4 protein-coding genes and 2 other annotated features (1 of these 6 cut by a window edge) are annotated in these 14,163 nt (G+C 39.5%); all 4 genes read left to right on the plus strand.

Annotated elements, in window-relative coordinates; all coding sequences use genetic code 11:
* Window positions 1-201, plus strand: a binding site (T-box leader) (it extends 56 nt beyond the left edge of the window).
* 54 nt (window positions 202-255) lie between these two features.
* Window positions 256-510, plus strand: a binding site (T-box leader).
* Between the two features lie 318 nt (window positions 511-828).
* The 4 genes from brnQ to QZ995_RS02225 all read left to right on the plus strand — a co-directional run bounded on the left by brnQ (window position 829) and on the right by QZ995_RS02225 (window position 14,148).
* Entirely contained in the window at window positions 829-2,169 is a 1,341-nt protein-coding gene (gene brnQ / locus QZ995_RS02210; protein ID WP_301802462.1) for a branched-chain amino acid transport system II carrier protein, read from the plus strand.
* A gap of 376 nt (window positions 2,170-2,545) precedes the next feature.
* Window positions 2,546-3,052, plus strand: coding sequence for a GNAT family N-acetyltransferase (locus QZ995_RS02215; RefSeq protein ID WP_301802469.1), 507 nt, complete (start codon window positions 2,546-2,548; stop codon window positions 3,050-3,052).
* A 31-nt stretch (window positions 3,053-3,083) separates the two neighbouring features.
* Complete coding sequence (locus QZ995_RS02220; protein ID WP_301802472.1) at window positions 3,084-9,557, plus strand: amino acid adenylation domain-containing protein; 6,474 nt, start codon at window positions 3,084-3,086, stop codon at window positions 9,555-9,557.
* 88 nt (window positions 9,558-9,645) lie between these two features.
* Window positions 9,646-14,148 carry an amino acid adenylation domain-containing protein gene (locus tag QZ995_RS02225; RefSeq protein ID WP_301802473.1) on the plus strand — a complete coding sequence of 1,501 codons (4,503 nt, stop codon included), beginning with the start codon at window positions 9,646-9,648 and terminating at the stop codon, window positions 14,146-14,148.
* Window positions 14,149-14,163: the final 15 nt, after the last annotated feature.

Below are 14,163 nucleotides of genomic sequence, written 5' to 3' on the forward strand. Positions count from 1 at the left end.
CGTAGAGCTGAAAGGATGGTCGTTATTTCCCTTTGAATATCACCTCGGAGCTTTGTTAACGAACGATCAATATATCGAGTAGGTAACAACGGAATGTCCACCGTTAAAAGGAACTAAGTCTATTTTTCAGACTTGATAAGTGTCTGCTTTTCGTGAGGAAGGCAGAAAGCTGAGTGGTACCGCGAAACTCTCGTCTCTGCAATCAAAATGTAAGTTGATTGTGGAGACGAGAGTTTTTCATTTTAATTTCATAAATAAAAAGCATTGATGAGGAGAAGTAGGGAAAGGATTAATGTGCAGAGAGCTGTCCCATGGCTGAGAGGATGGTCATTACGCCTTTTTTGAATATCACCTTTGAGCTTTGTTCCTGAAAGGACATCTGCCATTTGTCAGAGTAGGGAGCAACGGAAAATCACCGTTATCTGATGAGAGTCCATATAGACTTGCAGAGTCTGTTTTTCGCGAGAAGACAGAAAACTGAGTGGTACCGCGTATATCTTCGCCTCAGTAACTGATAGTAAAGTGTTTTAAATGAAACACTTGCTTGGTTGCTGAGGTGTTTTTTATTTTAAATAAAATAAGGAGTTGAGCTGGACAGTCTTTTCTTTACGGGGTTGATTACAAAAACACACAATTTCATAAAAGGGCTCGGTGTATTTGAAATCAAATTACAAGCCACTTTTTGGAACGTAGCACTTTTAATTCCTAGTATTCAGGGATGTAAACTTATATTTAGACAGGAGGGTGCACAATGGAAATTGAGATTCAAGCTACCGGCAAAATTGATCCAAATCATCTAGATAATGAATCATAGTGAGGAGAATTAATATGCAGAAGTTATCAAGAAAAGATTTACTGTTAGTAAGCTTTATGGTGTTTTCCTTATTTTTTGGAGCAGGAAATTTAATCTTTCCCCCTTTCTTAGGACAGTCAGCGGGAACTAACTTTTGGCAAGCAATGAGCGGTTTTATCATCTCTGCTGTTGGGTTACCTATCTTGGGAGTTGTTGCAGTAGCAAAATCTGATGGTTTGCACAATTTGGCAAAACGAGTACATCCTGTTTTTGCTTTTATCTTTACTCTTCTTATCTATTTATCAATTGGTCCTTTCCTTGGTATTCCACGTAATGGAAGCTTAGCCTTTGAAATGGGAGTGGCTCCTTTTTTACCAGTGGAATGGCAACAAACTAGCTGGGTTCTCTTTCTCTATACACTAGTGTATTTTTCCATTGCCTTTTGGCTTTGTTTAAATCCGGCTAAGCTCTCTGATCGATTTGGCAAGGTGCTAACACCATCGCTATTAATTTTACTTACAGGTATTTTCATTTATAGCTTATTTAAGCCTATGGGGTCTTTTACTAGTCCAATTGAAAGTTATACACAAACACCGTATTTCAATGGGTTTTTGGATGGGTATTTAACGATGGATACCATTGCTGCACTTAATTTTGGGATTGTCATTTCAGTAACTCTGAAGCAAAAGGGAATTAAAGAGAAGAAATCATTAATTGCAACTACTGTCTATGCGGGATTAATTGCTGGGGCGATACTAGTCTCGATCTATGTTCTACTGGGTTATCTAGGAGCGGCTAGCTCTTCGATGTTTGGAGTGACCGAAAATGGAGCCCAAACATTAACAAATGTGGTGTTGTATTTATTTGGTAAACCTGGAGTAATACTACTGGGTCTTGTATTTTCGTTGGCATGCTTAACTACATCGGTTGGACTTATCACTTCATGCAGTCAATACTTTACATCGCTTGTACCGAGAATCTCGTACAAGATGTGGGTGACTATACTTGCACTAACTAGTATGTTTTTTGCTAATATGGGCTTAAGTGGAATTTTATCAATTTCTGTGCCGATATTGTCTGCAATCTATCCGTTAGCAATTGCTTTAATTGTATTGTCGTTTACGAATGACCTGCTAAAAGGCGATTCCATTGTCTACACATGCAGCATGCTGTTTGTTGGAATTGTGAGTATTGCTGATGCTTTTGGTCAGGTAGGGATTCATTCTCTAGCTTTTGACCGTGTGCTGAGTTATTTGCCGCTGCATGAAAAAGGGCTTGGGTGGGTTATTCCGGGAATCATCGGTGCGCTGATTGGATATGTCATTTCATTTATAAAAAAGAAAAACACCAGTTTGGCTCCCCAGCCTACAGAATGAGCATTTCAAAAAAACAATTCCAGTCCGTAGCGGACGGGGTTGTTTTTTTGTTTTTGAATGAAAACATGGATAAAAATATACGGAGAGAAAAGAGGGAAGTTTTAATAAATATACAATTATCGAATTATTTTTTTAGTATAATTTAACATAATACTTGCAGGATTATCCAATTTGAAGTTAAATAATAGTAAAACAACAAATTACTAGTACGAGAAAAGGAATTTTTTGAGATAGAAGCACTCTTGTTTAGAATTTTTTAAATTTGGTTTTTATTTCGAAGTGAAAAATTATGATGCCTCAAGGTAAGTTTTTCATCTGGCGAAAACATTCATGGATGAATGTGTCACTAGGATAGTTTAGAAAGGTGTTGGGAGAGTTGAAGGAAAATCAAAATTCGTTTATTTCATTATGTCCCGTTTCATCGAGGGATAAAAATATTATTTTCAATCTTATGCCTCTATATTTACACGATTTATCAGCCTACACCAATAATCTTACCATTGACCAACAAGGCAGATTTGTATATGAGAATTTGGACCTTTACTGGGAAAGGGAGGCTCTGCTGCCTTATCTCATTAAATCTGAGGAGGATATCGTCGGCTTTCTGCTGCTTAATCGACCACCATTTGCCCCAACAGGTACAGATTTTTATGTGAATGAGCTGTTTATTCTCAATTATTACCGGAGAAAAGGGTTTGCTAGAAAGGCATTAAAGCAATGTTTTACAGACAATTCTGGGAACTATATGGTCGTGCAGATGATCAATAACAAACCAGCGATTTCATTCTGGCATCGACTGTATGAGGAGGAAGGGATTGTTTTCGAGGAAACGCAAGACGTTTTACAAGATGAACCGTGCTTACTGCAAAAATTCACAATCTAATTACGATTAAGGAAGGTGGCTCATAACTATCATGGTAGTCTTTAACAATAGAGTGAAGGAACAGGAACAATTTTGGCTGTCTAAGCTTGGCGGTGAGTTCATTCCTTCTATGGTCCCTGCGGATTATCCTTGCGTCGGTCAAACTATCTGCAAGGCTTCATTTCAAGGAATTGTTGAACAAGAAATAACAGACAGGCTCATTCAGGTTTGTAAAAACTCTGATTTGCTGTTGTATACCTTTTTGCTAGCAACAGCAAACATTTGGCTACATAAATATACCCAGCAAACAAAAATTTGCGTAGGTGCACCAAATCTTTCACCATCAACTAGGCTGATCCCGATCGTCTCGAATCCGGCCCCGCATCTAATCTCCAAGCAATTTATTATGGCTGTAAAGCAGTCTCTTGCGGAGTCATACAAAAATCAGGATTATCCGCTTCATCATATTTATGAAAAATTGGATATAAATCCACAGGGTTCAGCCTCTCCATTTATCAAGCTAGCTGTAGCTCTTGACAGGATACACGACCGAGATTTTGTTGTGGCTCAAGAGGTAGACCTTCTCTTATTTTTTACAAAATCTGATCACTCGCTTCAAGTAACTCTTCATTATGATAAGGCAGTTTATGAGTCACGGACATTGGAACGATTTTTTTCTCATTACATAAATATATTGCGCGCAATTGTCACAAACGTAAATATTGCCATCAGCGAGATCGAGCTAATGAATGAAACAGAAAAGGCTCAGCTTACTTCTTTTTCTCGAACACTTGAATCTTATTCAACAGATCATTTGGTTCATCAAGTATTTGAGAAAAAAGCTGAACGTTATCCAGACAAAGTAGCTGCAGTCTATCAGGAACAAAGGTTAACCTATCGACAGCTAAACGAAAAAGCAAATCAATTGGCGCGGCACTTACGAGAAAAAGGAATGGAACAGGACGAGGTAATTGCTCTGATGGTAGATCGTTCCTTAGAGATGATCATCGGAATATTAGGTATTCTCAAGGCAGGAGGTGCCTATCTTCCAATCGACCCTGAAAACCCTTCCGAACGTATAAGCTATATCCTTGCCGATAGTCAAGCGCGTTTCTTCTTGACTCAAAAGACAGGAGGAAGCGGTATAGCATTTGAGGGAGAAAGAATAAACCTAGATGAGGATGAGTTGTATGTAGGTGAAACGAATAATCTTACACCAAGTCAGACGCCGGCACATCTGTTATATGTCATCTATACTTCAGGTACGACTGGCAAGCCAAAGGGTGTAATGGTAGAGCATCGGAATTTAATTAATTATGTAACTTGGTTTAATAAACAGGCTAGCATTACTCAAAACGACAGTACAATGCTCTTATCTTCTTATGCATTTGATTTGGGATATACAAGTCTTTTTCCAGCATTGCTTAATGGATGCACCTTACATATTGTACCAAAAGATACATATCTGCACCCTGACAGCTTATTGAATTATCTAAAAGAGGAACAGATCAGTTTTATAAAACTTACTCCATCTCTATTTTCATTGCTGATACAAGCCATCGACGACGTACATACGCCTTATTTGCCAGCTTTGCGTCTAATAGTGACAGGAGGAGAGCCGATTCAGCCTATTGATGTTTATACATTTCATAGCTATTTTCCTCATGTAGCCGTCATGAATCACTACGGTCCAACAGAAGCTACAATCGGTACGTTGGCTGGGCAAATTAACTTTGATGAATGGCATAGATTTGAAAAACGTCCGACTATCGGTAAACCAATATCTCAAGCGGAGGTTTTAATCGTCAATCAGGACTTGCAGCTTGTTCCTATAGGAGTACCTGGTGAATTGTGCATTGCAGGAAAAGGACTTGCACGCGGTTATATTGGTCAGCCTGCTTTAACAAGAGAAAAATTTATTAACCATCCCTTTCATTCAGGTGAGCGTCTATATAAAACGGGAGATTTGGCACGGTGGGATGAGACAGGGAAGGTTGAGTTTTTAGGCCGAATGGATCAGCAGGTAAAAATCCGAGGCTATCGGATTGAAGTGGGAGAGATTGAAAAGCATATAATCACTCATCCGTCCATCCATGAAGCAATTGTACTGTCATTCCCTAATGATCAAAACGAAAATGAGCTATGCAGTTATTATCTTTCGGATGAAGAAGTGGGACAAAGTGAGCTTCGTCAATTTCTACAACAGAAAGTGCCTGATTATATGATCCCTATGTTTTTTATCCGAATAGAAAAGGTTCCTCTCACAGCAAATGGCAAAATCAATCGGCATGCTTTACCTAAACCAGATGAATGTAAGCTCGATCAGCATTCCTACGTCGCTCCAAGCAGTGAGATGGAAAAGCAACTGGCATTAGTATGGAAAGATATTTTAAAACGAGAGTTTATAGGGGTAACGGATAACTTCTTTCAACTGGGTGGACATTCACTAACCGCTATTAAATTAGCCCATAAAATCGGTAAAAAATATGGGATTCATGTCACATTGAATGATATTTTTCTGTATTCTACAGTTCGTGATCAGATTGTAATGATTGAGCAGTCAGAACAAAGAGTAGAAAGACAAATTGAGATTTCACAGAGAAGAGACTATTATCCACTCTCTTCTATGCAACGACGTTTATTTTTATTAAATCAATTTGAGGGCGTAAAGACAGCTTACAATATGCCTACGATCTGGCGGTTTTGCGGGAATTTAGATCTAAGAAAGCTGGAGCAGGCGTTTCAAACGCTGATCGACCGTCATGAAGCATTGCGTACATCGTTTCATGTGATTGGTCATGTACCGATGCAACGCGTTCATTCTAACATCAACTTTTCTCTATCATTTCAAGCAAAAACAAAATTAGAAGAGAAGCAGGCGATTGAGTCATTCTTCCAGCCTTTCAATTTAGAAGTGGCACCCTTATTTCGGGCAGGGGTAGTATCGCTATCTAATGATGAGTATCTTTTGATTGTTGATATGCATCACATTATTTCGGATGGAATCTCAATAAGCATACTAATGGCTGAGCTTGAAAAGGCTTATCGCGGCCAGAGTTTGCCACCATTACCGATTCAGTATAAAGATTATGCGGTATGGCAACAAAAGTGGGAACAATCAGAAGAGTATAAGCGACAAAAACAATTTTGGCTGACACAATTTTCTGATGAGCTCCCTGTTCTAAATCTGCCAACAGACTTTATACGCCCAAAAATCCAGAGCTTTAAGGGGGATATCGTAACCGCTGCGATATCAGGAAAACAATTCAATGCTATTAAACAGCTCTGTCAAAAAAACGGAGCGACCCTTTTTATGTTTTTACTCGCTGCATACAACATCGTGCTTGCAAAATATAGCAATCAGGAAGATATCGTTGTTGGAACGGCAGTGGCCGGGCGAAATGTCAGCGATCTGGAATCTGTAATCGGCATGTTCGTTAATACATTAGCAATTCGAAATAAACCAGTGACAAGTAAAACATTTACCGGTTTCTTAGAAGAAGTCAAGCAACAAACCATTCAGGCGTTTAACCATCAGGATTACTCTTTGGATGAATTGGTAGAGAATCTCGTGCTATCTAGAGATATGGGGCGAAATCCATTATTTGACACGATGCTAACGCTTCAGAACTATGAGAAACAGACCGTTGAATTAGATGGAATTACAATCAGTCCAATCATGAAAGAGCATGATGTTGCTAAATTTGATATTACGGTCGTCGCTGTAGAATATGAGGATCAATTACAGCTTTCCTGGGAATTTTCCACTGATCTCTGGAAGAAGGAATCAGCGAAGCAGATGGTAAAACATTTTATAACGGTTATGGAAAAAGTTTCTATGAAACCTGAGATAACCATTGGCGAAATAGAAATTTTATGTGAAGAAGAAAAAAACGAATTGCTAGCTATCAATCGTCAAACGGCGATTTCCTATGACAAAGAACTGACTATCATGGATTTGATTGAATGTCAGGTGAATTTGCATCCTGATCATATTGCTGTTGTATCGAATGGGAAAAAACTGTCATATCTAGAGCTGAATAAAGCAGCTAACCGACTTGCTAAGTATCTGCTCTTTAAAGGATTGAAGCGAAATCAACCTGTTGGTGTCATGATGGATCGTAGTCCCGAACTTATTATCAGCATATTAGCTATTTTAAAGGCTGGCGGTGTTTACGTACCAGTATCTACGAATTATCCCACAGAACGAATTGAATACATGTTAGAAGATAGTAAAGTTAGCTTGATAGTCACCAATCAGCATCCCCTGCCAGAGCTGCGCTTTGAGGGTGAATGGATTCGTGTAGATGAAGTAGCATCAGACGAAAATGATGACGATTTCACAAAGCTTACGAATGCAGATGATCTTGTTTATATCATTTACACGTCTGGTTCAACGGGAAAACCAAAAGGGGTCATGATTCAGCACAGAGCCCTACATCATTTCGTCATTGCCATGAATAAAGAATTCTTAGATGAAGTCAGTTATCAGGATCGTGTACTCATCTCTACAGATATATCGTTTGACGTTAGTTGCTTTGAGATTTTTCAGGCGTTGATAAACGGTGCAACACTTGTTCTTTTTAATGGACATAAATTTGATGTGACGCTTCTTGCAAAAACAATTCGGGAAGAAAAAGTAACGTTAGCTTACATACCACCAGCTCTGCTTAACCAGTTGTATGAGACGATCGCTGCTTCATCTGATCATTATGCATTACATAAAATGCTTGTTGGTGTAGAACCAATTAAGGATGAGGTGTTGGCCCGATATCTGTCTCTTCATCCTAACATGCGGATCGTCAATGGATATGGACCAAGTGAGGCTACCATTTGTTGTACCGCTTACCGCTATGAAAAAAGCGAGATAACAGGCAAATATGTATCCATTGGTAAACCGATAGGCAACATGCAGGTTTATATTCTTGATTCTGAGCTTCATCTGGTTCCAAAAGGTGTAACTGGTGAACTATGGATTTCAGGAGAGGGGTTATCTCTTGGTTATTTGAATCAGGCAGAGCTGACAGAAGAACGTTTTATAGCAAACCCCTTTGATTCTAATACCTTAATGTACCGAACAGGAGACAAAGCAAAATGGACAGAGGGGGGAAATTTGGAGTTTCTGGGTAGAATCGATCATCAGGTGAAAATTCGGGGTTACCGGGTTGAACTGGGTGAAATTGAAACTCTTCTGCTGCGTCATCCAGAGGTTAAAGCGGCACTGGTTATGACTAGAACAGATGCTTATGAAATTCCATATTTGTGTGCGTATGTTGTCTTTCAAAATAAGGATTGGATTTCAGCTTCAGATGCTACACAGATTCTGCATCAATGGCTTGCTGCTTTTTTACCTGATTATATGATCCCTAGCTTTTTTATTGCAGTAGATGAATTCAAGCTAACCCCAAATGGCAAAATCGATCGAAAAAGCTTGCCTGAACCAAATGGGAACGCGCCTCGAAATGAACAAAGCTACTTGGCGCCGCGAAACAGCTTTGAAAAGCAAATGGTACTGTTGTGGGAGGAAGTTTTAGAAGTTAAGCCGATTGGGATTATGGACAATTTCTTTATGCTGGGAGGTCATTCACTCAAAGCGTTTGTGCTGGCAAACCAGATTACGCAGCGTTTTGGGCTCAGCCTGCCTTTGTCCGATTTATTTAAGGCTCCGACTATTGCAGGCTTATGTGATCATTTACAGAAGCGAGAGGCTGTCCTGGGCAAAAATGTCATTCTGCTTAAAAAAGGAAACAGTAATGTCCCTCCATTATTCTTGATTCACGGTCAAGGAGGAGGAGTTATAACATTCACGCATTTAGCGCGTGAATTAGGGTGTGACTGTAGCGTTTATGGTATTCAAGCTGTTGGTTATGAGGGGGAAGCGGATGCTCTGACAACAGTTGAAGAAATGGCTGCTCACTATATTGCCTCTATTCGACGGATTACGTCAACAATGCCTATTCAGCTAGTTGGTTGGTCCTTTGGAGGTCTGGTTGCTTATGAAATGACTAAACAATTAGAGCAACAGGGAGAACAGGTCGAATTACTGGCTATAATTGACTGTCTGCCGCTGCTGGATACTGAGCGCATTTCGATAGACCAGAGTTATAAAGAATTGGACGCTGTCATTTTATATGCGCTTCTAAATGGGATAAATCAGGAGGAATTGGCAACAGTAGCGGAAGAAGAAAAAATGAGATTTTGCTGGGAAGAGGCATGCAAACAAAAATTGTTTCCCGACGAGGAGTATCGACCAGAGTTACTGTCTAAACTACGCATTCATGCAACGAACGGTTTGTCTATTCACAATTATCAGCTTTCTGGGCAGATTAGCACTGATCTGCACCTATTTCTTGCTTCAGAAGAATCGATACGGCATCAGGTTACCCCGAACAAAGAGGCGGCACGTTGGGAGCCATTTACTACGGGGCAGATAAGGTCAACATATTTTTCAGGGGATCATTACACGATGCTTGAAATGCCGCATGTTCAGCATATGGCTAAAATCCTTAACGAGCTGATGATCTGAGATAGAAGATGGTATTCTACTTATTAGGTGGAAGATCAATTTGGAAAGCAGCAGCGATTAAGCAGATTTATAAATACTGAAGGTGAGGGTGATTATTTTGACCGTTACGAATGAATACTATCCGCTTTCGCATCCCCAAAAACGAATCTGGTACATAGAAAAAACTTATCCTCACACCTCCATGTACAATATCGGGGGAATCGTTCAAATGAATGGCTCTGTTGATATTGCTTGTCTTACTCAGGCTATCAAGATTTTTATAAAAAAGCATGATGGGTTAAGGCTGCATATGCATGAAAATGAGAGTGATGTAAATCAATACATTGTAGAGCTGGATGATATTGAAGTACCTTTCTATGATTTTAGTCATTCGGAGCATGCCGAAGAAGAGGTGCTGAAATGGGCTGATACTGAGTTTAAACAGCCCTTTGTTCTAGTTGATCGTCCGTTATTTTCTTTTGCTACTTTTCGAGCTCATGAGAAATATACTGGATATTTTGTTAAGTTACATCATATTATTGCTGATGGCTGGTCTATCAATATTATGACAAATCAAATCAGCAGTATTTATCTAAAAATAAAAAATGGTCAAGATTTATCGGAAGAGGTTGAGTACTCATACGTAGATTTTTTGCAGCAAGAGGACAAGTATTTAACTTCCTCACGTTTTGAAAAGAATAAGAAATATTGGAATGAAAAATTCCATTCGCTCCCCGACAGCTTTTTGAATAAAAGCTCAGATCAGGTAGAAGGAAAGAGAAAGAGTATTGAGCTTGATCAAGACCTGTCAGCTCGTATAAATACGTTTGCTGCTAGTCATAATCTATCGCTAAATTCCCTGTTTATCATGCTCGTTTTACTCTATCAGTACAAAACGCAACAAAATCATGATCAAATACTCGGCATCCCCGTACTTAATCGTTCGGGAAATAAAGAAAAAAATATCTTTGGAATGTTTACGAGCACCATGCCATTTCGCATGGTGCTAGAGGATACGGAGACATTAGTAGGCTTATCTAAACGGATTCATAATGAAATGCTAAGTAATTTTTTTCATCAAAAATATCCGTATGATCTTTTGATTAGCGACTTGGAGCTGAAGAAAAAAGGCTATGACAGCCTCTTTCAACTTTGTGTGAATTATTATGGAACAAGACTAGTTAATGAGCTGGAAGGGATTCGTTTAGATAATCTGGAGTTTTATAGCGGGTATCAGGCTTATTCATTGCAGCTAGTCATAAAAGAATGGTCGAGTAAGAGCAAAATTACCTTATTTTACGATTACAAAACCAGTGATTATACAAATGAAAAAATAGAAGAAATCCACAATCGACTGATGTACATGCTTGAACAGCTCTTAGAACAACCAGAGAAGTCGATCAAGGAGGTTTCTCTTTTAAGCCTTCAAGAAAAACATGATCATTTGTATGGTCGAAATCAAACAGATGCGTTTTATCCAAAAGATAAGCTGATACATCAGCTTTTTGAGGAACAGGTAGCATTAACGCCTGATCGTGTGGCTGTATGTTTTCAAAATAACACCTTCACCTATCGTCAGTTAAATGAACAAGCCAACAGATTAGCACGCACACTTCGTGCAAAAGGTGCAACGCCAGATCAATTGGTTGGTATTTATATGAGGCATTCGTATGAGATGATTGTGGGCATCTGGGCGGTTTTAAAAGCAGGAGGGGCATACGTGCCGATCGACCCTGATATTCCGCTTGATCGTGTTTCATATATTTTGCAGGATAGTCAGGCCAAGCTTTTATTATCAAATGAAGATGTAAATATTGAAGGCTTCAAGGGAGAGGTTATCCGTCTTGATGATCCAGAAAACTATTCTTCAGAATCGCAAAACCTTGCAATCCTTAATCAAGTAAGTGACTTGGTGTATGCGATTTATACCTCTGGCTCTACAGGAAAACCAAAAGGAACATTGATTGAACACAGAGGATTGGTCAATTACATCCACTGGGCAAAACAAAAGTACATACAAACTCAAGATGAAACCTTCGCCCTCTATTCTTCCGTAGCCTTTGATTTAACGGTTACTTCTATTTTCGCTCCGCTTTTAAATGGAAATCAGGTGATTGTATATGTCGAGAATGGCTCTGAATTTGTACTAGATACAATACTTCGCGAGAATCGTGTCAATATTCTTAAACTCACACCAGCACATCTTGCTTTAATTAGCAGCAGGGATAATCACAATTCCGTCATCAAACGGCTTATCGTTGGTGGAGAAGACCTGAAGGCAACACTTGCTGCTAAAACCTACGAAAGCTTCAGCGGAGATATCTGCATTTACAATGAGTACGGTCCGACAGAAACAGTAGTGGGTTGCATGATCTATGAATATAATCCGCAGATAGATCGAATGGGTTCGGTGCCAATTGGTCGTCCAATCCATAACGTACAAATCTACCTGCTCAATGATGATTTACAGCCTGTACCTGATGGTGTTACAGGAGAGTTGTATATTTCTGGTGATGGAGTTGCTAGAGGATATTTGGCTAGAGAGGATTTAATGAAGGAGCGTTTCTTAGACAATCCCTTTAAGCAGGGATATCGTCTGTACAAGACGGGTGACCTTGCCCGAATGCTGCCTTCACAAGAAATAGAGTATGCAGGAAGAATTGATGATCAGGTAAAGCTAAAAGGATATCGGATTGAATTAGGGGAAATTGAGAACTGCTTAACTAGTTTCGCATCTGTAAAAGAGGCTGTGGTCATTGATCGATTAGAGGAGAACGGGCATAAATATCTGTGTGCATATTTGATTGCAGATAAAGATATTTCCATCGTTGAGATGCGTTTAAAGCTAGCAAGCAAGCTCCCTTCCTATATGATTCCAACGTATTTTGTTACGGTTGATAAATTTCCTTTAACCTCAAATGGAAAAATTGACCGCAATCAGCTTCCCGATCCGCTTGCTACAAATCGTGCTAATCAAGCAGGAAATAAACCGGCAAACGATACAGAAGAAATCGTAATGAAAATCATGAAAGAAGTACTGCAGACAAATGAAATTACAGTAGATTCTAATTTCTATTTTCTTGGTGGAGATTCGATAAAAGCGATTCAGGTTGTTAGTAAGTTAAACCAGATGAATCTGTGTGCAACCGTGAAAGATATCATGACTTTCCCAGTGATACATGAGCTTGCAGCAGCAATTGAACTGAACCAACAGCCTGTGGCTCCCCAAACTGTGATGAGCGGTACAATTAAACCGACACCAATCACCGCATGGTTTTTCTCACAGAATCTAATTAAACCCGAGCATTGGAATCAATCTGTTCTGCTTCAACTAAAAAAGACATTTTCAACGGAACAAATAAGTAAAGTACTCACTAAAATTGTCCATCATCATGATACTTTGCGACTGAACTATGATGGGAAGGCAGAAGTCCTCTACTATAATCAGAAGCATTTAGCTAATCCAGTGGATGTTCAAACCGTTAATTTGATGGGAATGCCTATTGATCAACAGCTCGAAAAAATGAAACAAATGGGTGAGCAGGTGAAAAGCAGTCTAGATCTAGAAGAGGGATTATTGCTAAAGGCAGTATTGTTCCAGTTAGATGAAGGGCAGACAAGGTTGTTGCTCACGGCACATCACTTAGTAGTTGATGGGGTTTCGTGGCGGATTTTATTAGAAGATATGGGAGTTCTTTTCGGCTGTATAGAAGAAGGACGTGATTTGCATTTACCAGCAAAAACTCATTCGTTTCAAAAATGGGCGGAGGAGCTGGAGGCTTATAGTAAAACAGGAGCAGTAAGCTATGAGCAATACTGGAAGAAAGCTCTCGGGGTTCCGGTATTGCAAAATAAAGCAAAAAATGAAGCAAAGGAATCCTTGCAAAATGGTGAAACACTGCATGCTGAGTTTAGCATAGAGTCAACGGAGCAATTGCTGCGCAGCGCCAACAGAGCATATCAAACACATGCACATGAGCTCATCATCATGGGAGTATGCTTGGCAATCAAATCCGCAATGAATGAAACAAACATCGTGCTTGAGCTGGAGGGGCATGGAAGAGAACAGTTGTTTTCTGATCTCGATGTATCGCGTACTATTGGATGGTTTACGTCAATGTATCCCGTCAGATTGCAGCTCCCTCAGGGGGATATTGCTCAGGTAATAAAAGACCTCAAGGAACAGATCAGAACTGTGCCTAATAAAGGCATCGATTTTGGAGTTCTTACCTATTTGACAGGTGCTCTTACCCAGCCTTCAGAAAAGCGAATTCGCTTTAACTTTTTGGGCGAGGTGGACAATCAAGTGGACAACCAGTACCTTACTTTAGCACATGAGAATACGGGAACAGATATCTCCTTAGAGAATCCAATGACATACCTCATAGAAATTAATGCCATGATCAAAGAGAAAAAATTACATGTTGCTCTTACCTACAATCGGAGCAACTATCAGCAAGTAGCCATGAAAGAATTTCTGGATAATATCATCATGAGCACAAACGATATTCTCAAGCATTGCTGTCAGTCAGAAGAGATACGAGATTTTACCCCTTCTGATTTTACTACTGTTACTCTCACACAAGATGATCTTGATGATTTATTCGGATAAGAAAGGAAACGAAAC

It is taken from the genome of Brevibacillus laterosporus (assembly GCF_030489605.1).
Classification (GTDB): domain Bacteria; phylum Bacillota; class Bacilli; order Brevibacillales; family Brevibacillaceae; genus Brevibacillus_B; species Brevibacillus_B laterosporus_E.

What these genes read in the sequence shown, in the direction of transcription:
- brnQ (WP_301802462.1), top strand. Translation starts at nt 829, where the DNA reads ATGCAGAAGTTATCAAGAAAAGATTTACTGTTAGTAAGCTTTATGGTG.
- QZ995_RS02220 (WP_301802472.1), top strand. Translation starts at nt 3,084, where the DNA reads ATGGTAGTCTTTAACAATAGAGTGAAGGAACAGGAACAATTTTGGCTG.